This window comes from Micromonospora siamensis, from assembly GCF_900090305.1.
Lineage (GTDB): Bacteria > Actinomycetota > Actinomycetes > Mycobacteriales > Micromonosporaceae > Micromonospora > Micromonospora siamensis.
Window position 1 is genome coordinate 5,427,427 of the sequence record NZ_LT607751.1, and the last position, 19,461, is coordinate 5,446,887.

At 74.0% G+C, this 19,461-nt stretch carries 22 protein-coding genes; 4 read left to right on the plus strand and 18 right to left on the minus strand.

The window, feature by feature from the left end; all coding sequences use genetic code 11:
* Window positions 1–122 precede the first annotated feature (122 nt).
* Entirely contained in the window at window positions 123–1,565 is a 1,443-nt protein-coding gene (gene gndA / locus GA0074704_RS24685) for an NADP-dependent phosphogluconate dehydrogenase (protein ID WP_088972695.1), read from the plus strand.
* A gap of 6 nt (window positions 1,566–1,571) precedes the next feature.
* Here gndA and GA0074704_RS24690 read toward each other — a convergent pair whose 3' ends face one another.
* The 5 genes from GA0074704_RS24690 to recO form a co-directional block, all read right to left on the minus strand.
* Complete coding sequence (locus GA0074704_RS24690; RefSeq protein WP_088972696.1) at window positions 1,572–2,075, minus strand: HIT family protein; 504 nt, start codon at window positions 2,073–2,075, stop codon at window positions 1,572–1,574.
* Between the two features lie 44 nt (window positions 2,076–2,119).
* Complete coding sequence (locus GA0074704_RS24695) at window positions 2,120–2,341, minus strand: thioredoxin reductase (protein ID WP_088972697.1); 222 nt, start codon at window positions 2,339–2,341, stop codon at window positions 2,120–2,122.
* Between the two features lie 101 nt (window positions 2,342–2,442).
* On the minus strand, window positions 2,443–2,628 hold the full coding sequence (locus tag GA0074704_RS24700; RefSeq protein WP_088972698.1) for a hypothetical protein: 186 nt from the start codon (window positions 2,626–2,628) through the stop codon (window positions 2,443–2,445).
* Window positions 2,629–2,687: 59 nt separating this feature from the next.
* Window positions 2,688–3,500, minus strand: a complete 813-nt coding sequence (locus GA0074704_RS24705; protein ID WP_088972699.1) for an isoprenyl transferase — start codon at window positions 3,498–3,500, stop codon at window positions 2,688–2,690.
* 8 nt (window positions 3,501–3,508) lie between these two features.
* Window positions 3,509–4,375, minus strand: a complete 867-nt coding sequence (recO, locus tag GA0074704_RS24710; protein WP_088972700.1) for a DNA repair protein RecO — start codon at window positions 4,373–4,375, stop codon at window positions 3,509–3,511.
* Between the two features lie 100 nt (window positions 4,376–4,475).
* Between recO and GA0074704_RS24715 the strand changes: the two genes are divergently transcribed.
* On the plus strand, window positions 4,476–5,252 hold the full coding sequence (locus GA0074704_RS24715; protein WP_088972701.1) for a DUF4097 family beta strand repeat-containing protein: 777 nt from the start codon (window positions 4,476–4,478) through the stop codon (window positions 5,250–5,252).
* Here the strand turns inward: GA0074704_RS24715 and GA0074704_RS24720 are convergent.
* The 9 genes from GA0074704_RS24720 to GA0074704_RS24760 all read right to left on the minus strand — a co-directional run bounded on the left by GA0074704_RS24720 (window position 5,239) and on the right by GA0074704_RS24760 (window position 14,084).
* Window positions 5,239–6,366, minus strand: a complete 1,128-nt coding sequence (locus GA0074704_RS24720) for an acyltransferase family protein (RefSeq protein WP_157743787.1) — start codon at window positions 6,364–6,366, stop codon at window positions 5,239–5,241. The genes GA0074704_RS24715 and GA0074704_RS24720 overlap by 14 nt on opposite strands.
* Before the next feature lie 439 nt (window positions 6,367–6,805).
* The gene (gene era, locus GA0074704_RS24725; protein ID WP_088972702.1) at window positions 6,806–7,711 is read right to left on the minus strand and encodes a GTPase Era; all 906 of its coding nucleotides are present in this window, start codon (window positions 7,709–7,711) and stop codon (window positions 6,806–6,808) included.
* The gene (locus GA0074704_RS24730; protein ID WP_088972703.1) at window positions 7,708–8,094 is read right to left on the minus strand and encodes a cytidine deaminase; all 387 of its coding nucleotides are present in this window, start codon (window positions 8,092–8,094) and stop codon (window positions 7,708–7,710) included. The genes era and GA0074704_RS24730 overlap by 4 nt, the downstream gene beginning before the upstream one ends.
* Window positions 8,087–9,499, minus strand: a complete 1,413-nt coding sequence (locus GA0074704_RS24735; RefSeq protein ID WP_088972704.1) for a hemolysin family protein — start codon at window positions 9,497–9,499, stop codon at window positions 8,087–8,089. The genes GA0074704_RS24730 and GA0074704_RS24735 overlap by 8 nt, the downstream gene beginning before the upstream one ends.
* Entirely contained in the window at window positions 9,475–9,948 is a 474-nt protein-coding gene (gene ybeY, locus GA0074704_RS24740; protein WP_088972705.1) for an rRNA maturation RNase YbeY, read from the minus strand. Before ybeY ends, GA0074704_RS24735 begins: the two co-directional genes overlap by 25 nt.
* Window positions 9,949–9,968: 20 nt before the next feature.
* Window positions 9,969–11,024: a PhoH family protein gene (locus GA0074704_RS24745; RefSeq protein WP_088972706.1), complete on the minus strand. Its 1,056-nt coding sequence runs from the start codon at window positions 11,022–11,024 to the stop codon at window positions 9,969–9,971.
* A 135-nt stretch (window positions 11,025–11,159) separates the two neighbouring features.
* Window positions 11,160–12,536 carry a serine hydrolase domain-containing protein gene (locus GA0074704_RS24750; protein ID WP_088972707.1) on the minus strand — a complete coding sequence of 459 codons (1,377 nt, stop codon included), beginning with the start codon at window positions 12,534–12,536 and terminating at the stop codon, window positions 11,160–11,162.
* Between the two features lie 4 nt (window positions 12,537–12,540).
* Complete coding sequence (locus GA0074704_RS28945) at window positions 12,541–13,032, minus strand: SRPBCC family protein (RefSeq protein WP_157743788.1); 492 nt, start codon at window positions 13,030–13,032, stop codon at window positions 12,541–12,543.
* Entirely contained in the window at window positions 13,029–14,084 is a 1,056-nt protein-coding gene (locus GA0074704_RS24760; protein WP_088972708.1) for a saccharopine dehydrogenase family protein, read from the minus strand. Before GA0074704_RS24760 ends, GA0074704_RS28945 begins: the two co-directional genes overlap by 4 nt.
* A gap of 146 nt (window positions 14,085–14,230) precedes the next feature.
* Between GA0074704_RS24760 and GA0074704_RS24765 the strand changes: the two genes are divergently transcribed.
* Entirely contained in the window at window positions 14,231–15,118 is an 888-nt protein-coding gene (locus GA0074704_RS24765; RefSeq protein ID WP_088972709.1) for a LysR family transcriptional regulator, read from the plus strand.
* 8 nt (window positions 15,119–15,126) lie between these two features.
* On the opposite strand, the gene GA0074704_RS24770 is transcribed toward GA0074704_RS24765, so the two are convergent.
* On the minus strand, window positions 15,127–15,477 hold the full coding sequence (locus tag GA0074704_RS24770) for a histidine triad nucleotide-binding protein (RefSeq protein ID WP_088972710.1): 351 nt from the start codon (window positions 15,475–15,477) through the stop codon (window positions 15,127–15,129).
* Between the two features lie 38 nt (window positions 15,478–15,515).
* Between GA0074704_RS24770 and GA0074704_RS24775 the strand changes: the two genes are divergently transcribed.
* Window positions 15,516–16,277 carry an SDR family NAD(P)-dependent oxidoreductase gene (locus tag GA0074704_RS24775; protein WP_088972711.1) on the plus strand — a complete coding sequence of 254 codons (762 nt, stop codon included), beginning with the start codon at window positions 15,516–15,518 and terminating at the stop codon, window positions 16,275–16,277.
* Between the two features lie 139 nt (window positions 16,278–16,416).
* On the opposite strand, the gene GA0074704_RS24780 is transcribed toward GA0074704_RS24775, so the two are convergent.
* From GA0074704_RS24780 to hrcA, 3 genes are all read right to left on the minus strand, one after another.
* A complete protein-coding gene (locus GA0074704_RS24780; RefSeq protein WP_088972712.1) occupies window positions 16,417–17,151 on the minus strand; it encodes a 16S rRNA (uracil(1498)-N(3))-methyltransferase in 735 nt (244 codons plus the stop codon).
* A gap of 1 nt (window position 17,152) precedes the next feature.
* Window positions 17,153–18,301 (minus strand): molecular chaperone DnaJ, encoded by a 1,149-nt coding sequence (gene dnaJ / locus GA0074704_RS24785; protein ID WP_172880983.1) that lies wholly within the window; start codon window positions 18,299–18,301, stop codon window positions 17,153–17,155.
* Window positions 18,302–18,377: 76 nt separating this feature from the next.
* A complete protein-coding gene (hrcA, locus tag GA0074704_RS24790) occupies window positions 18,378–19,400 on the minus strand; it encodes a heat-inducible transcriptional repressor HrcA (protein ID WP_088972714.1) in 1,023 nt (340 codons plus the stop codon).
* Between the last annotated feature and the right edge of the window lie 61 nt (window positions 19,401–19,461).

Sequence of the window (19,461 nt, forward strand, 5' to 3'; positions counted from 1 at the left end):
CTGCGTGCCCGCTCGCGTACCCACCGTCGACGACCGGACCCGGTGCGTCGTCGGCCGCGATACGGTCGCAGGACGGGCATCGAAGCAGGACGCGGGATCGAAGACGAAGGGTGGCGGTACGCATGGCACAGCAGGCGACGGCGCAGATCGGGGTCACCGGGCTGGCGGTGATGGGGCGCAACCTGGCCCGCAACCTCGCCCGCAACGGCTTCCGGGTGGCGCTGCACAACCGGTCGCCCGAGCGCACCCGCAGCCTGGTGGCCGAGCACGGCGACGAGGGCACCTTCGTGCCGGCGGAGTCCATGGCGGACTTCGTCGCCTCGCTGGAGCGTCCACGCGCGGTGATCGTGATGGTGAAGGCGGGCGCCCCCACCGACGCGGTGATCGACGAGCTGGTCCCGCTGCTCGAGGAGGGGGACATCATCGTCGACGCCGGCAACGCGCACTTCGCCGACACCCGCCGCCGGGAGGAGGCGCTGCGCGGGCACGGGCTGCACTTCGTCGGCACCGGCGTCTCCGGCGGCGAGGAGGGCGCGCTGCTCGGTCCGAGCATCATGCCCGGCGGTTCGGCCGAGTCCTACCAGAAGCTCGGCCCGATGTTCGAGAAGATCGCCGCGCAGGTGGACGGCACCCCGTGCTGCCGGCACATCGGCCCCGACGGCGCCGGCCACTTCGTCAAGATGGTCCACAACGGCATCGAGTACGCCGACATGCAGCTCATCGCCGAGGCGTACGACCTGCTGCGGGCCGGCCTGTCGGCGAGCCCGGCGGAGATCGCGGAGATCTTCCGGGAGTGGAACGGCGGCGAGCTGGAGTCCTTCCTCATCGAGATCACCGCCGACGTGCTGGCGCACACCGACGCGGCGACCGGCCGCCCGTTCGTCGACGTGGTGCTCGACCAGGCCGAGCAGAAGGGCACCGGCCGGTGGACGGTGCAGAGCGCGCTGGACCTCGGCATCCCGATCACCGGCATCGCCGAGGCGACCTTCGCCCGGTCGCTGTCCGGACACGCCGACCAACGCGCCGAGGCCCGCCGCGCCTTCGGCGACGCGGGCGAGAAGTGGCAGGTCGACGACCGGGACACCTTCGTCGAGGACGTCCGGCGCGCGCTGCTGGCCAGCAAGATCGTCGCGTACGCGCAGGGCTTCGACCACATCCGGGCCGGCAGCCGGGAGTACGACTGGGACATCGGCCTCGGCGGCACCGCCACCATCTGGCGGGGCGGCTGCATCATCCGGGCCCGCTTCCTCGACCGGATCCGGGAGGCGTACGACGCCGAGCCGGAACTGACCACGCTGCTGGTGGCGCCGTGGTTCGCCGAGCGGGTCTCCGACGGCGTGCCGGGTTGGCGGCGGGTGGTCGCCGACGCGGCCCGGGCCGGAGTGCCGACGCCGGCATTCTCGTCGTCACTGGCCTACTTCGACGCGCTGCGCGCCGAGCGGCTGCCGGCCGCCCTGATCCAGGGCCTGCGGGACGACTTCGGCGCGCACACCTACCACCGGGTGGACCGGGAAGGCACCTTCCACACCCTCTGGGCCGGCGACCGCTCCGAGGTGCAGGCCTGACCCCGGTCACGTGTCGAGCAGCCGGGCGAGCGCGTCCCGCAGCCGCCCGGCAAGCTCGGCCTGCTCGTCCGCCGGCACGTCGAGCCAGCCCCGGTCACCGTCGAGGGCGGCGAGTTGCTGCTCGGCGTAGGGCACGCCGGGCGGCAGCGGCGCCACGTGCCAGTGGACGTGGCAGTTGCCCTGCTGACTGCCGAGGCTGAGCACGTAGAGCCGCTCGACCGTCAGGGTGTTCTCCAGCGCCGCGCCGGTGGCGTGCAGGACCCGCTGCAGACGCAGGTATTCCTCGGTGGTGAAGTCGCCGACGACCCGTTCCCGGTGCCGCACCGGGGCGACCAGGGTGTGCCCGCGCAGCCACGGCCACCGGCTGAGGAAGACCACGGCGTCGTCGTCGCGGTGCAGCTCGTGGTGCCGGTAGTCGGGATTCCCGGCCAGCGCCTCGCAGACGAAGCAGGCGGCCCGCACCCGACGCAGGTACGCGTCCTCGTCCCAGGGCACCCGGCGTCCGGTCACCGGTCCAGGGTGTCAGAGCGGGTGCGGCCGCGCCGCCCCTGCGGTCACCAGGCTCGCTGGCCGGGTTCGGTGGGTGCCCAGCCGAGCGCCGGCTCCCCGTCGGCCAGTTCGCCGATCTCGCCGGAGCGTACGGCAGGGGCGTGTCCGAACTCCTGGCAGTGCCGCTCGGCGACCTCCGCGCAGACCGCGGCGACCTGCTCCCGGGCCGGGCCGGCCAGGTCGGCGGCGGCCAACGCCGTGATCATCTTGTCTCGCAGCTCCACCATCGCGCACCCCCGCGGCCGACCCTACTGTCGGCGTACCCGAGGGGTGGTGAAACGCGACGGCGCCGCACGTCCGGGGGACGTGCGGCGCCGTACCTACCGGCTCAGAAGAACCGGCGACGCTTGGCCTTCTGGGGACGGAGCATGTCCGCGCCCTTGTTGAGCAGTCGGCTCACGCCGGACGGGCCACGCTTGGCCTCCAGCGAGTGGCTGAGCCGACGTGCGCCGGCCGCCGCCAGCGGCACGGCGACCGCCATGAACGCCCACTGGGCGATGCGCTTCTGAATCATGTGGGTTCACCTCCGCGTTTGTCTGCTGCGATGAAGGTGATACCCAGCCCCGGCTCGGGCTAAGCGTGACCCGGGCCCTGCGGGGCCACCGGGTTCGGCAGGGCGCCGCCGAAGCGCCGGTCGCGCTGCGCGTACAGCTCGCAGGCGTACCAGAGGTGGCGGCGGTCGAAGTCCGGCCAGAGCGTGTCCAGGAAGACCAGTTCGGCGTACGCGGTCTGCCAGAGCAGGAAGTTGGAGATCCGTTCCTCGCCGGAGGGGCGCAGGAACAGGTCCACCTCCGGGATCTCCGGGTGGTAGAGGTACTTGGCGATGGTCTTCTCGGTGACCTTGTCCGGGTGCAGCCTTCCGGCGGCCACGTCCCGGGCGATGGCCGCGGCGGCGTCGGCGATCTCCGCCTGACCGCCGTAGTTCACGCAGAACTGCAGGGTCAGCGTGGAGTTGCCGCGGGACATCTCCTCCGCGGTCTGCAGCTCGGAGATGACGCTCTTCCACAGTCGACCGGCCCGCCCCGACCAGACCACGCGTACGCCCAGCTCGACGAGCTGGTCCCGGCGACGCCGGATGACGTCCCGGTTGAAGCCCATCAGGAAGCGGACCTCCTCCGGGGAGCGCCGCCAGTTCTCGGTGGAGAAGGCGTACGCCGAGAGGTAGGGGATGCCCAGCTCGATCGCGCCCTCGATGGTGTCGAAGAGGGAGTGCTCGCCCGCCTCGTGGCCCTTGGTACGGGGCAGCCCGCGGTCCTTGGCCCAGCGGCCGTTGCCGTCCATCACCACCGCCACGTGCTTCGGCTTCGCCTCGGCGGGCAGCGCCGGCGGCCGGGCGCCCGACGGGTGCGGTGTCGGCGGCACCGGCTCACGCCGGCCGGCCCTCATCGATCGGATCACTCGGTCATCTCCCTGCTCACGTCCACTGCCCCGGCCTCGCCGACCCGGCCCGGCAGCCCGCCGGGGCCGGCCTGGCGGACCGGGCCGGCCATCGGGGTGGCCCCCCGGTCGACCAGCGGCAGCGAGCGTAGCGCGCGTTCCAGGTGCCACTGCAGGTGCGCCGCGACCAGGCCGCTGCACTCCCGGCGTACGCCGGTCTCGGTGGCGTCGGCGAGCACCCAGTCGCCGCTGGTCAGCGCGGACATCAGGTCGATGGTGGCCGGCGCGGGGTGGGCCGCGCCGGGTGGCCGGCAGTCCGGGCAGACCGCGCCGCCGGCCGGCACGGAGAACGCCCGGTGTCGGCCGGGGGTGCCACACACCGCGCACGCGGTGAGCGCCGGCGCCCACCCGGCCAGGGTCATCCCGCGCAGCAGGTACGCGTCGAGCACCAGCGTGGTGGCGTGCTCCCCCCGGGCGAGCGACTTCAACGCGCCGAGGGTGAGCTGGAACAGCCGCAGCGACGGCTCCCGCTCGACCGGGGTGAGCCGCTCGGCGGTCTCGGCGATCGCGCTGGCCGCCGTGTAGCGGGGGTAGTCCCCGAGGAACCGCTTGCCGTAGAGGTCGATCCCCTCGACCTGGCTGACGCTGTGCAGGGCGCTGCCGGTGTTGCCCTTCGGGTCGCCGGCGAGCTGCACGTCCACGTGCCCGAACGGCTCCAGCCGGGCCCCGAACTTGCTGGTGGTGCGGCGTACCCCACGGGCCACCGCGCGCAGCCGGCCGTGCCGGCGGGTGAGCAGGGTGATGATCCGGTCGGACTCGCCGAGTTTCTGCACGCGCAGCACCACCGCGTCGTCGCGGTAGAGCTGACGGCGGTATCCGGCCATCCGGTCATTCTCCCTCAGGGTAGGAATTCAGGGTCTGTTCGGGGTGTGCCGGCGGCGGAACCCCGATGTGCCCTCGGTCGGGCGGTCGTAGCGTGCTGCCATGTCCTCTCCCCGCGTCCGCCGCGCAGCCGGTGCCGCCGCCCTGCTGATCGTCCTTGCCGGGTGCGACACCATCGCCTCCCGCCGGCTCGACTTCGACACCACCGAGCAGGCCCGGATCGATCGGGTCACCGTGCTGCGCGGCGCGGGCGACGTGGTGCTGCACGGCACCGGCCCGGCCGGGCAGGTACGGGTGAAGCGCACCCTGCGCTACCAGGGTGACCAGCCGGGGCAGACCTGGCGGGTCGACGGCGGCGAACTGGTGCTGGACACCGACTGCGGGCCGCGCTGCTCGATCTCCTACGACGTCACGCTCCCCAAGGGCGTCCCGGTACGCGGCGAGACCGCCTCCGGCAACGTCGAGCTGGCCGGCACCGGGGAGGTGCAGTTCACCGTCCGCTCCGGTGACGTGCGGGTGGCGGGGGCCACCGGACCGGTCCGGATCGAGGCCAACTCGGGCAACGTCGAGGTGTCCGACCTGACCGGGCCGGTCCGGCTGAGGGCCAACTCCGGCGACGTCACCGGCACCCGGCTCGCCGGTCCGGTCGACGCCGATGCCGACTCGGGCAACATCACCCTCGACGTGAGCGCCCCGACCGCGGTCCGCGCCCACGCCGCCAGTGGCGACGTGTCGGTGCTGGTGCCTCCGGGCGCCTACCGGGTCCGCGCCCGGGCGGACTCCGGCAACAAGGACATCGGGCTCGCCGACGACCCCAAGGCAACCGTGCTGCTGGACGTCAGCGCCGACAGCGGCAACGTGACGCTCACCGCCCGCTGAGGTATCCGACGACGCTGGCCTCGGCCTGGCGCTGGCCGGGCGGGCGACCCCCGACGAGCACCGGCACGGCCGGCCCGGCCGGCGCGGGGCTGGTCGGCGCGGCGGCTGGGGTACGGCGTCCGCCGGGGATCAGCTCCGGACGGCGCCGGGCCGCGACGTCCTCCACCCAGCCGACCAGCAGGGTAACCACCCCGACCAGGGCGAAGACCAGCAGCACCCGGATCGCCAGGCCCACCGGGTCGGTGCGGGACATCCCGACCACGTCGACCAGCGGAGTGAGGGCGATCACGAAGGGCATGTGCCAGAGGTAGATGGTCAGCGCCCGCCGGTTGACCACGGTGACCGCCCGGCTGAACAGCGCGCTGCGGTCGACCCACGCGGCGCCGGCCGGCGCCCGACCCAACATGACCAGGATGAACGCGGTGGACCAGAGCGCGTTGCCCAGGTGGATGTCGTTGAGGTCGTAGCCGCGGGCACCCGGATGGGTGAGGATCCACGCCCAGCCCACGGCGCCCACCACCAGGGCCACCGGCACCAGCACCCGGTTGGCCAGCCGGCGGAGCAGTCCGTCGTGGTGGGCGAAGCCGAGCATCCAGGCGCCGAAGTAGAGCCCGAACTCGCGCAGCACCAGCGGGGCGCCCGGCAGCAGGCCGAACTCGATCGCGGCGAGCAGCGCGTACGGGGTGGCGAGGGTGGGCACGGGCGCCCGGCGGAACAGCCACAGCGCGACCGGCGAGGCGAGCACGAACCAGAGGTAGTCGCGTAGGTACCAGATGACGCTCAGCGCGAGCGCCCCCCAGTGGTTGGCCGGCGGGTCGGCCACCGGGAAGAGCCACAGCAGCACCCGACTGGTGAACGGCAGGCCGGTGAGCAGCATCGCCGGCACGAAGACCGCCGCCACCACCCACAGCGAGGGCAGCAGGCGACGCAGCCGGCGTCCCACCGCGCGTACGCCGGACCGGTCCAGCGACGCCGCCATCAGCGACCCGGCCAGCGCGAACATGACCGACATGGCCGGGAAGACCAGGGTCAGCACGGCGTAGCCGGTCACGTGGTAGACGACCACGCGGAGGATCGCCAGGAAGCGCAGCAGGTCCAAGTATCGGTTTCGCATCGGCCTGGATCTGTCTCCGGGGGCAGGGGGTGAAGCGTTCCCTACCCTGCGGCGCGGCGACGACAAACGGCCAACCGAGCCGACGCAAAGTGAAACATCCCATATGCCAGACCAGCCCGGATCGTCGGTCGGAACACCAGGGCGGGCAACCAGAACGAACCGGACCAATGCAGCAGCCGGCACCCATCGCCGTTCTCGCCGACCGCCCCGGGGGACTCGTTGCGGCGCCTACGAACTTGAGAGCACCAACGACTCAGCGGAGCGGGGGCCGGGTCCGCCGGCCTGAGTCGTCCACGCTCTCAAGTCCGTAGGCACCGACAGGCACTTCTGGCCCCCTGCCCCCGCCCGTCGGACGCCGCACCAGATGCGGCAGGACGGCCTTGAACGCGGCGGGAAAGCACCGACCTGCCGCAACTCGCGCCGATCTTGTCCGCGCCGGTCAGAAGCCGAGCTTGCGCAGCTGCTTCGGGTCGCGCTGCCAGTCCTTGGCCACCCGGACGTGCAGGTCCAGGTAGACCCGGCTGCCCAGCAGCTCCTCGATCTGCTTGCGGGCGGTCGTGCCCACGTGCTTGAGCCGGCTCGCCTTGTGACCGAGCACGATCGCCTTCTGGCTGGGCCGCTCGACGTACACGTCGGCGTAGATCTTGATGACCTGGCCTTCGGGGATCATCTCCTCGACCACCACCGCGATGGAGTGCGGCAGCTCGTCGCGGACCCCCTCCAGGGCGGCCTCCCGGATCAGCTCGGCGACCAGCACCTGCTCCGGATCGTCGGTGAGCATGTCGTCGGGATAGAGCTGCGGCGACGGCGGCAGGTAGCCGGTCATCACGTCGACCAGCGTCTCCACCTGGTGCCCGGAGACCGCGCTGACCGGCACCACGTCGGCGAACTCGCCCAGCTCGCTGACCGCCAACAACTGCTCGGCCAGCCGCTTCTTGTCCACGAGGTCGGTCTTGGTCACCACCGCGATGACGGTCGCCTTCAACTCGGCCAGCTCGCCGGTGATGAACCGGTCGCCACGGCCGATCGGCTCGTCCGCCGGGATGCAGAGCCCGATCACGTCGACCTCGCTCCAGGTGGAGCGGACCAGGTCGTTCAGCCGCTCGCCCAGCAGCGTGCGGGGGCGGTGCAGCCCGGGGGTGTCGACCAGCACCAGCTGCGACTCGGGACGGTGCAGCACCGCCCGGATCACGTGCCGGGTGGTCTGCGGCTTGTTCGAGGTGATGGCGATCTTCTGCCCGACGATGGCGTTGGTCAGCGTCGACTTGCCGGCGTTCGGCCGCCCGACGAAACAGGCGAAACCCGCCCGGTACGGGCGTTCCTGCGGCTGGGCTGCCCCGGTCACTCGACCACCGTGCCGAGGACCGTGCCGTCCGGCGCCGCCACGTGGATCGGCGCGTCGGCGGCCAGGTCGCGGACCGCCGCGTGTCCCGCACCGTCCAGTGTCGAAGCCTCGGTGACCACCACGGCCGCCTCCAGCCGGCTCGCCCCGGCGGCGACCGCCGAGGCGACGGCGAGCTGCAACGCGGTCAGCGTCAGCGACGGCAGCGAGACGCTGGCCGCCGCGTACGTCCGGCCGTCCTGGTCACGGACGGCCGCGCCCTCCACGGCGGCCACCCGGCCGCGCGCACCCCGGGCCAGGACGACCAGCTTGCCGTCCTCGGCGCTCAACTCGGCCGGGTCGGACGGGGTGGGCCGGGCGGCCGGTACGGCAGCGGACTCAGGCATCGGCGGGCAGCCTCTCCTCGGATCGGTTCGGGTGGTTGCGGGACTCGGCGTGCTCGCCGCGCCCCGGGGCGTCCTGCCCCTCGGTCGACTCGACCCGGCTGACCAGCACCGAGTCGATCCGGTTACGCCGGCCGGTGGTGCCCTCGGCGACCAGCCGGAGCCCCGCCACCTCGGCCGCGGCCCCGGGGATCGGGACCCGGCCGAGCGCCTGGGCCAGCAGGCCACCGACCGTCTCCACCTCGTCGGTGGGCAGCTCGGTGTCGAACAGCTCGCCCAGGTTCTCCACCGGCAGGCGCGCGGTGACCCGGACCGAGCCGTCGGGCAGGTGCTCCACCGGCGGGCGCTCGACATCGTACTCGTCGGTGATCTCCCCGACGATCTCCTCCAGGATGTCCTCGATGGTGACCAGTCCACCGGTGCCGCCGTACTCGTCGACGACGATCACCAGGTGGTTGCGGGCGGCCTGCATCTCCGAGAGCAGGTCGTCGACCGGCTTAGACTCGGGCACGAAGGTCGCCGGACGCATCAGCTCCGACACCGGCGTCTGGTGGGCGCGCGGGTCACCACCCCGGGTACGCCGGATCAGGTCCTTGAGGTAGAGCACGCCGAGCACGTCGTCGACGCTCTCGCCGATCACCGGGATCCGGGAGAAGCCGGACCGCAGGAAGAGCGCCAGCGCCTGGGAGAGGGTCTTGCCCTCCTCTATCCACACCATCTCGGTACGCGGCACCATCACCTCGCGGGCGATGGTGTCACCCAACGCGAAGACCGAGTGGATCATCTGCCGCTCGCCGTGCTCGACCACACCGCGCTGCTCGGCCAGGTCGACCAGCTCACGCAGCTCGATCTGGCTGGCGAACGGCCCCTCCCGGAAACCCTTGCCCGGGGTGACCGCGTTGCCGATCAGGATCAGCAGCGAGGCGAGCGGGTTGAGCGCCCGGCCCAGCCAGCGCACCAACGGCGCCACCGCACGGCCGACCGCGTACGCGTGCTGCCGGCCGATCGTGCGCGGCGCCACGCCGACCACCACGAAGCTGACCACGGTCATCGCGCCCGCGGTGACCAGCGCGGCCCGCCAGCCGGCGCCGAAGCTGTCCACCGCGACCAGCGCGACCAGCGTGGTCGCGGTCAGCTCGGCCAGCAGCCGCAACAGCAGCAACAGGTTGAGGTGGCGGACCACGTCACCGGCGACCGCCTGGAGGGTACGCGCGCCACGGGCACCGTCCCGGGCCAGCTCGGCGGCCCGGGCCGGGGAGACCGCGGCCAGCGCCGCCTCGGTCATCGCGATCAGGCCGGCGAGCACCACCAGACCGGCGGCGAAGAAGATCAGTTGCAGGTCAGGAAGGCCGGCGGGGCCGGCCGCGAGTGTCGGGGAGGACATCACCGGGACCGGGTCGACCGCCAACTGGCCAGCAGTTTGGCCTGGAGCCCGAACATCTCGCGCTCCTCCTCCGGCTCGGCGTGGTCGTAGCCGAGCAGGTGCAGCACCCCGTGCACGGTGAGCAGGTGCAGCTCGTCGGCGGCGGAGTGACCGGCGGTGGCCGCCTGCTTGGCCGCCACCTCCGGGCAGAGCACGATGTCGCCGAGCAGGGCCGGCTCGCCACCGGCGGAGGCGGCCTCACCGGGCCCGTGGTCGACGCTGCCCTCGTCCATGGGGAAGGCGAGCACGTCGGTCGGACCGTCACCACCCATCCAGCGGTGGTTCAGCTCGGTCATGTAGCCGACGTCGACCAGCAGCACGGAGAGCTCGGCGAGGGGGTTGACCCCCATCTCGTCGAGCGCGTGCCGGGCCACGGCGAGCACGGCGTCGGTGTCGACCTCGACACCGGACTCGTTGGCGATCTCGATGGACAACTGTCTTCCTCTGGTGGAAATTAACGGCGCCGGCTTGCCCGGCCGCCCTGGGCGGGCCGCCCGGGCACGGCGTGCACGCCCTGCGCCTGCTGGTTCTCCCGCTCGTCCCAGCGGGCGTACGCGTCGACGATCTCGCCGACCAGTCGATGGCGGACCACGTCCGAGCTGGAGAGCTGGGCGAAGTGCACGTCCTCGACGTTGCTCAGGATCTCCCGGACCACCCGCAGGCCGCTGGTGGTCCCGCCGGGAAGGTCCACCTGGGTGACGTCACCGGTCACCACGATCTTGGAACCGAAGCCGAGGCGGGTCAGGAACATCTTCATCTGCTCGGGCGTGGTGTTCTGCGCCTCGTCCAGGATGATGAACGCGCTGTTCAGGGTCCTGCCCCGCATGTACGCCAGCGGCGCGACCTCGATGGTGCCGGCGGCCATCAGCTTGGGGATGGTCTCCGGGTCGAGCATGTCGTGCAGCGCGTCGTAGAGCGGCCGCAGGTACGGGTCGATCTTCTCGTTGAGGGTGCCCGGCAGGAAGCCCAGCCGCTCCCCCGCCTCGACCGCCGGCCGGGTGAGGATGATCCGGTCGACCTGCTTGGCCTGGAGCGCCTGGACGGCCTTCGCCATGGCGAGGTAGGTCTTGCCGGTGCCGGCCGGCCCGATGCCGAAGACGATGGTGTTCGCGTCGATCGCGTCGACGTACTTCTTCTGGCCGAGGGTCTTGGGACGGATGGTGCGCCCGCGCCGGGAGAGGATGTTGAGCGTCAGGACCTCGGCGGGCCGCTCGGCGGTGCCCTGTTCGAGCATGCCGACGGTGCGCCGCACCGCGTCAGTGGTCAGGGTCTCGCCTTTCTCGATGAGTTCGATCAGCTCACTGAAGAGCCGCTCGGCGAGGGCGTTGTCCGCGGGCGCGCCGGTGATGGTGATCTCGTTGCCGCGGACGTGGACGTCACTGGTGACCGAGCGTTCGACGAGCCGCAGGATCTCGTCACCCGCGCCGAGGAGGTTGACCATGATCTTCGGGTCGGGGACCGTGATCCTGGTCTGCACGCGGGGCGGGCCGGGAGGTGGGGTGCCGGTCATAGATCGGGCCCGTCGGGCCCTGCGCCACCTGCTCTCGATCTCGGTGCCGGGCCCAGCTGGCGCGGCGGACGGACGTTGCTCCCATCGTATCGGGTCAACACCGGACGCACCTCGCCCATTTCCAGCGCCCGAAGGTCAACTCCCGGCGCGGAAGTCGTACCCGTCGAAGGTCTCCTGGGTGCTGGTGAACCGGTACGTCGCCCAGTGCATCCGCACGACCACGCCGCGTTCGTCGCGGGTCAGCCGGAGCAGCTCGCCGACCTCCCGGCCGGAGACCGTGCGGAACACGTCGGGTCGCTCCGGCAACGGGGCGAAGACCGCCGGCGGCTTGCCGGCCGGGTCGTCCGCGCCGCGCGCCCGCAGGGTGCCGTCGTGCCAGGAGAAGACGTACTCGAAACCCTCACCCCACCAGCGGCCCAGCATCCCGCGCAGGTGCTCCGGCGCGGGCGGTCCCGGCCGCCAGGGGGTGATCTCCGCCGGGTCGTGCTCGGCCGCCGTGGCGAGCAGCCGGTGCGGCAGGTCGAAGATCTCCGCGGCGGTGCCGGAGGAGGCGAGCACCGCGGCGCCCATCGCGCCGGCCGTGCCCTCCCCGCCCCGGCGGCCGTAGACGGCGGCCAGGAAGCCCGGCATCGCGCCGTCGTGTCCGACGTGCGTCACCCGGCCGCCCTGCGGCACGAGGATCAGCCCGAGGCCGAAGCCGGTGCCCCAGGCCGTCTCGTCGGTCACGGTCAGCGGCCAGCGCATCTCGTCGACGGTGGCCGGGGTCAGCACCGCGCCGGCCGGATCCAGCGCCGCCGGGTCGGCCAGGAAGGCCGCCCAGCGGGCCATGTCGGGCGCCGTGCTCCAGAGCTGCGCGGCCGGACCGACCGCGCCGAAGTCGGTGGGTGGCTCCGGGTGGGCCTCGTCGGAGTACGCGTCGACCAGGAAACCGGTGGCGGCCCGCTCCCCCGGCCGGACGGCGGTGCCGGTGAGCCCGAGCGGGTCGAGCACCCGCTCGGTCAGCACCTGCGCCCAGGTCCCGCCGCGCAGCCGGCCGACCAGCGCCCCGAGCAGCGCCATCCCGAGGTTGGAGTAGTGGTAGCGGCGGGCCGGCGGGAGCACCCGCTCCACCCGGGCCAGCTCGGCGAGGAGCTGGTCGGCGTCCGGGGCGCGCAGGCTGTCCCAGACGTCGCCGTGCGGCTCGCGTTGCAGGCCGGAGGTGTGCGAGAGCAGCCGGCGGACCGGCAGCTCGCCGTGCGCGGGCAGGTCCAGGTGCCGGCCGATCGGGTCGTCCAGGTCGAGCAGCCCGTCGTCGCGGCACTGGAGCACGAGCACCGCGGTGAAGGTCTTGGTGACCGAGCCGATCCGGAACACGGTGTCGGCGTCCAGCGGGGTGCCGTTGCCGGTGCCGCCCGCCGCGCAGCTCCAGAGCGGGCGGTCGGCCCGGTGCAGGGCCGCCGCGAGGGCGGGCACCCGGGCGTCGGCCTGCACCCGGCGCACAATCCGGCCGAGCCGGTCGTTCACGTCCGTCACGCCGTCACCCTACGGGCCGGCCCGCTCCGGGGGCAGTCCCCGGTCCGCCGGCCAGGCCCGCCAGCCAGCGCTGGTGCCAGCCCAGCAGGGAGCGGCGCAGCCACCACCTGCCGACGGCCGGCACCGGACCGGCCTGCACCTCCTCGGTGACCACCCGGGTCCCGTCGCCCTCGGCGGTGAGCAGCCACCGGTGGTGCCCCGTCGAGCCGAGTGCCCGGCCACTCCAGCCCAGCGCCGCGTACGGCCGCCACAGGTCCACCCGGCAGCGCACGCGCACGCCCAGCGTGGTCCAGTCGAAGACCACCCCCGGCCCCAGCTCGCCGCGGCCGGCGGGGAGCGCCACGTCGCGGGCGCCCGCGTACCAGTCGGGCCAGGCCGGCGCCGCCACCAGCCGCTGCCACACCCGCGCCGGTGGCAACGGCACCAGCAGCTCGTTGCGGGTGTGCACCGGCGCCCGGTCGGGGGTCAGGCCGGCCGGCCAGTCCGGGGCGGTCACCCGAGGTCCCGCAGCGCGGTGCCCGGGGTGGTCAGGGCGACCTCCAGCCCGAACCGCTGCGCCGGGGTGGCGTACCCGGGTGCCGCGCCACCGGCCGCCGTCCGGGCCAGCAGCTCGACCGCGGCGTGGGCCGTCCAGAGGTACGCGTCGGGGCCGGTGAGCAGTGCCGCGACCCGGCCCCCGGCGGAATCGGTGGCGACTCCGTGAACGACGGCAGCGCCGGCGGCGAGCTGCCCCGCGGTGGGGCCGGCCGGCAGCCGGCGCAGCAGCCGGGCCTGGAGCCGCCGGCTCGGCGCGGCGGTCACCAGGGCGGGCACCCGGCGGGCCAGCCGCATGGCCAGCACCACCGGCGCGGGGAACGCGGTGAACGCCGACACGTCCGGCACCCCGGTCGACGTGCCGGCGGAGACCACGTCGGCCCGCCAGGGATTGGCGTGCACGGTGACGGTGCGGCCGTCGTGGTGGAACCGGCGCCGCTCGCCGGCCGGGTGGACCGGGACGAGCCGGCCGCCCCGACGCCACACCCCGGGGCCGCCGAGGCCGGCGAGGAGGGTCTCCAGGGTGCCCCGGGAGACCGCGCCCCGGGTGGCGAAGGAGAGTTCCAGCCGGTCCGCCGTCGGCAGCCGCCGGATCAGGTGGACCGCCATCGCGTCGGTGGGGACCACCCCGAAACCCGCACCGGGCAACGCCATCACCCCGGCGGCGCGCAGCTCCGCGTCGCGGGCCCGGACGGCGGTGAACTCCGCGGCCTCCCCGGACAGGTCCAGGTAGTGGGTGCCGGTGCGCAGGCACGCGTCGAGCAGGGGCGCCTGGGTACGCGCGAACGGGCCGGCGGCGTTGAGCAGCACCGCGGCGTCGGAGAGGAGGGCGTCCAGGGCCGCCGGGTCGTCCAGCGCGGCGGTCCGGGCGGGGAGCCCGAGTTCGGCGGCGAGCCGGCCCAGGCGGTCGGCGTTCCGGCCGGCCAGCACCGGCCGCAGTCCCCGGTCGACGGCGGTACGGGCGGTCAGGGCGCCGATGTAGCCGGTGGCCCCGTAGAGCACGATGCGGTCCATCCGGCGACGATCCCGCCGGCGCCCCGCCGGCGTCCAAGAGACGGCACCTCGGCCAGCCTCGGCGACGCCTATCGGAGCAGGCCACGGGCCGTCGCGCGGGAGGTGTCGACGGGCGGCGCGGTGACCGGGCTCACTACAGTGCGGGCGTGGATCTGAACCGGGTCAGGGCGTTCGTGGTGACCGCCGAGCTGCGCAGCTTCACCCGGGCCGCGCAGGAGCTGGGGCTGGCCCAGCCGTCCCTGTCGGCCCGGGTCCGCGCCCTGGAGGCGGAGCTGGGCGTGGAGCTGTTCTCCCGGGCCCGCCGGCAGGTCGAGCTGACCGACGCCGGCCGGGAGTTCCTCGACCACGCCCAGCGGCTCCTCGCCGCGGCCGACGAGGCGGTGCGCTCCACCGCCCGGGCGGCCGGCGGGGCCACCGGCCGGCGGATGGCGCTGACCACCCTGGCGGCGAGCATCGACGAGGGCAAGGCCGGGGTGGTGGTGGCACTGCGCCGGCGCGCCCCGCAGCTGCGGGTGACGCTTTCCGGCGTACCCTTCGCCGACCATGTCCGGGCGGTCCGCGACGGGCGGGCGGACGCGGCGTACGTGTGGCCGCCCTACACCGCCGCGACCCTGGCCGGCCTGCACGTGGAGCCGCTGCGTGACCACCCGCGCCTGCTGGCCGTCGCCGACCGGCACCCGCTGGCCCGGGCCGGGGCGGTACGCGTCGACGACCTGGCCGGACTGCCGCAGGTCCCGCTCCCCGACGACGTCGACCCGGTCTTCGTGGCCGCCTGGCGGCTGGTGCCCGCGCCCCCGCTCGCCGCCGTCGCCCCGGCGCCCACGGTGGCCGCCCTGCTGGACGCGGTGGCCGCGGACGCCGGCTGCGCGCCGGTGCCCGCCCCGCTCGCCGCCACCGCCGCCACGCCCGGCGTCAGCTTCGTGCCGATCGACGACGCTCCCCCGGCGACGCTGGCGCTGGCCTGGCGGCGGGACGCGGCCGGGCCGGCGCACGCGCTGCTCCACGACGTCGCCCGCGAGCTGCTGGCCGGCTGAGAACCGCCTCAGCGGCAGAGCATCGGCCCCAGCGGGGCGCCACCGAGCAGGTGGGCGTGGACGTGGAAGACCTCCTGGCCGCCGTGCGCGCCGGTGTTGAACATCAGCCGGAAGCCGTCGGCGTCCAGCCCCTCCTCCTCGGCGACGGCCGCGGCGGTGGCCAGCAGCTCCCCGGCCAGCTCCTGGTCGTCCAGGGCGAGGGTCGCCACGTCGGCGTAGTGCTCCTTGGGGATCACCAGCACGTGGATGGGCGCCTTCGGGTCGATGTCCCGGAAGGCGAGGGTGCGGTCGGTCTCCCGCACGATGGTGGCCGGGATCTCCCCGGCGACGATCCGGCAGAACAGGCAGTCGGTTCCCATCGGGGCATCGTAGGTCCCCCTGCGGCATGATGTGCCGCGTGACTTCACGAGCGGTACTGGTGACGGGGGCCTCGCGCGGCATCGGCGCGGCGGTGGCGCGGGCGTTCGCGGCGGGCGGGGACCGGGTGGCGATCCACCACCGGGACTCGGCGGAGCTGGCCGAGAAGGTGCGGGCCGAACTGCCCGGCGACGGGCACGTCGTGGTCCGCGCCGACCTGGCCGACGCCGACGGCGTACGGGCCATGGTGGACGCGGCGGCGCAGGCCCTGGGCGGGCTGGACGTGCTGGTCAACAACGCCGGCGTGTACGGCCCGCGGGAACTGCCGCACCCGGTCTTCGGCAACACCTACGAGCAGTGGCGGGAACAGTGGCGGCTGGTCGTGGAGACCAACCTGACCGGCGCCGCCAACGTCACCTGGTGCGCCGCGCAGCACATGCGGGAGCGGGGTGGCCGGATCGTCAACGTGTCGTCCCGGGGCGCCTTCCGGGGCGAGCCGGAGCAGCCCGCGTACGGGGCGAGCAAGGCCGGCCTGAACGCGCTCGGCCAGTCGCTGGCGCTGGCCCTGGCGCCGTACGGGATCGCGGTGGCGACCGTCGCGCCCGGCTTCGTCGAGACGGACATGACCACGACGCACCTGGCCGGTGAGCGGGGCGACGCGATCCGGGCCCAGTCGCCGTTCAACCGGGTGGCCCGTCCGGACGAGATCGCCGCCGCCGTGCACTGGCTGGCCAGCCCGCAGGCGGAGTGGGCGTCCGGGACCATCGTGGACCTCAACGGCGCCTCCTACCTGCGCAGCTGAACGCTCAGCGAACGGTCAGGGTCGCCGCCGGGAGGACGCCCGATCGCGGGTGAGGGTCACCGGCATGACGGAGACCGCCCCGCTGCACCTCACCGCCGACCCGTCCCCGTCTTCCCCCGCCCCTGACCGGGCGGCCCGCTCACCAGCGGCGCAGGCGGGTGGCCAGCACGCTCAGGGCGGCGACGCCGGCGGTGGAGGTGCGCAGCACCGTCGGGCCCAGCCGGACCGGCCGGGCGCCGGCCTCGCGGAACGCTGCCAGTTCGGCCGGGGCGATGCCGCCTTCCGGGCCGACCACCAGCACGACCTCCCCCGCGTCGGGCAGCTCGACGGCGGTCAGCCGCTCCTGCGCCTCCTCGTGCAGCACGAACCCGGCGGCGGCCCCAGCCAGCCGGCGTACCACCGTGGTGGTGGACTCGTCGGGCGTCCCGGCCACCACCGGCAGCCACGCCCGGCGGGCCTGCTTGGCGGCCTCCCGGGCGGTCGCCGCCCACTTGTCCCGGGCCCGTACGCCCCGATCGCCGCGCCACTGCACCACGGAGCGGGACGCCGCCCAGGGCACGATCTCGTCCACGCCGACCTCGGTCATCGCCTGTACGGCCAGCTCGCCCCGGTCGCCCTTGGCGATGCCCTGCACCACCACGATCCGGGGGACGGAGGCGTCGACGTACCCCCGGGAGGTGACCCGGAGGTCGAGGGTGCCCTTGCCGACGGCGGTGACCTCGGCGGCGGCCGTGCCGCCCCGCCCGTCGGCGAGCAGCAGCTCCTCGCCGACCCGCAGCCGCTGCACGGTGGCGGCGTGGTGGCCCTCCGGTCCGTCCAGGGTCAGCGTGTCCGCGGTGGGCAGCGCCTCGACCAGGAACAGCGGCGCCGACACCTCAGGCGTGCCCGTTGAAGGCGTCGCGCATCCGGGAGAAGAAGCCGCCCTGCTTGGTCAGCTCGGCGACCTCCTCGCCGCGGGTCTTGGCGAAGTCGCGGAGCATCTTCTCCTGGTCGGCGTCGAGCTTGGTGGGGGTGCGGACGTCCAGGTGGACGTAGAGGTCGCCCCGGCCGGTGCCACGCAGGTGCGGCACGCCCCGGGCCCGCAGCCGCAGCGTGCTGCCCGGCTGGGTGCCCGGCTTCACGTCGACCGGCTCCTCGCTGTCCAGGGTCTTGATGGTGAGCCGGGTGCCGAGCGCCGCGGCCGTCATCGGCACGGTCACCCGGCAGTGCAGGTCGTCGCCCTTGCGGGAGTAGACGTCGTGCGGGCGCTCGTGGATCTCGACGTAGAGGTCGCCGGCGGTGCCGCCACCCGGGCCGACCTCACCCTGCTGGGCCAGCCGGATCCGCATGCCGTCCTCGACCCCGGCGGGGATCTTGACGGTCAGCGAGCGGCGGGTCCGGACCCGGCCGTCACCGGCGCAGGTCGGGCAGGGGTGCGGGATGGTGGTGCCGTAGCCCTGGCAGACGGTGCACGGGCGGGCCGAGACGACCTGGCCGAGGAAGGTGCGCTGCACCGACTGGACCTCGCCCCGACCGCCGCACGCCTCGCAGGTGGCCAGGTGGGTGCCGGCCGCCGTGCCGGCGCCGGAGCAGGTGGTGCAGAGCACCGCCGTGTCGACGGTGATCGGCGCCTCGACGCCGAAGGCCGTCTCGTGCAGGTCGAGCTCCAGGCGCAGGATCGCGTCGGCGCCCGGCCGGGTACGCGGGCGCGGCCCCCGGGCGCCGCCACCGGCCGCGCCGCCGAAGAACGCGTCCATGATGTCCTGGAAGCCGACGAACGGGCCGGCCCCGCCCGGGCCACCCGGCCCGCCGGCGCCCCCGCCGCCCGGGGCGAGCGGGTCGCCACCCAGGTCGACGATCTGCCGTTTCCGGTCGTCCGAGAGGACCTCGTACGCGGCGTTGATGTCCTTGAACTTCTCCTGTGCCTCCGGGTCCGGATTGACGTCCGGGTGGAACTGCCGCGCCAGCTTGCGGTAGGCGCGCTTGATCTCGTCGTCGGAGGCTTCCCGGCTCACGCCGAGAATGCCGTAGTAGTCCCTGGCCACTGCGTTCCGTGTCCTCATGTTCGTGTCGCGTTGCGCGGTCGTCGGCCGGAGCCATCTGCCGGCCCGGTGTCGGGGATCAGTTCTGGGCCAGCAGCTCGCCCACGTAGCGTGCCACGGCCCTCACCGTGGCGATGGTGCCGGGGTAGTCCATCCGGGTCGGCCCCAACACGCCGAGCCCGCCGAGCGCGGTCGCCCCCGGGCCGTATCCGGTGCTGACCACGGAGGCGGCCCGCAGGTTGTCGATCTCGTTCTCGTCGCCGATCAGCACCCGGGTGGTGGTCGACTCGGCCTCGCCGATGAGCTTGAGCATCACCACCTCCTCCTCGAGCGCCTCGAGGATGGGTCGCAGCGAGCCCTGGAAGTCGAGCAGGCCACCCCGGGTGAGGTTGGCGGTGCCGGCCAGCGCGATGCGCTCCTCGTGCCGTTCGACGAGGGTCTCCAGCAGCACCGTGGAGAGGGTGGTCATGGCGCCGCGCAGCTGCGGGGTGGCCTCGTCGACCAGCGCCTGCACCAGCGGCGGGGTGTCGGTCAGCTGGCTGCCGACCAGCTTCTCGTTGACCAGCCGGCGCAGGTCGGTGACGTCGTCGGCGGGGATCGGGCCGGGCAGCTCGACCAGCCGCTGCTCGACCCGGCCGGTGTCGGCGATCATGACCAGCATCAGCCGGGTGGTGGAGATCGGCACCAGCTCCAGGTGGCGCACCTTGGAGCGGGCCAGCGACGGGTACTGCACCACGGCCACCTGGCGGGTGAGCTGGGCCAGCAGCCGCACGGTGCGGTGCACCACGTCGTCCAGGTCGACCGCGCCGACCAGGAACCGCTCGATGGCCCGCCGCTCGGCGGGGCTGAGCGGCTTGACCCGGGAGAGCCGGTCGACGAAGAGCCGGTAGCCGCGGTCGGTGGGCACCCGGCCGGCACTGGTGTGCGGCTGCCGGATGTACCCCTCCTCCTCCAGCACCGCCATGTCGTTGCGCACGGTGGCCGGCGAGACGCCCAGCTGGTGCCGCTCGACCAGCGCCCTGCTGCCCACCGGCTCCTGCGTGGCGACGTAGTCCTCGACGATCGCGCGCAGCACGGCGAGCTTGCGGTCGTCGAGACCCATCTCCCCACCTCCTCGCGCGCCCGCCCGGGGCCTGCGGCGCACCGGGGCGAGCATCTTGGCA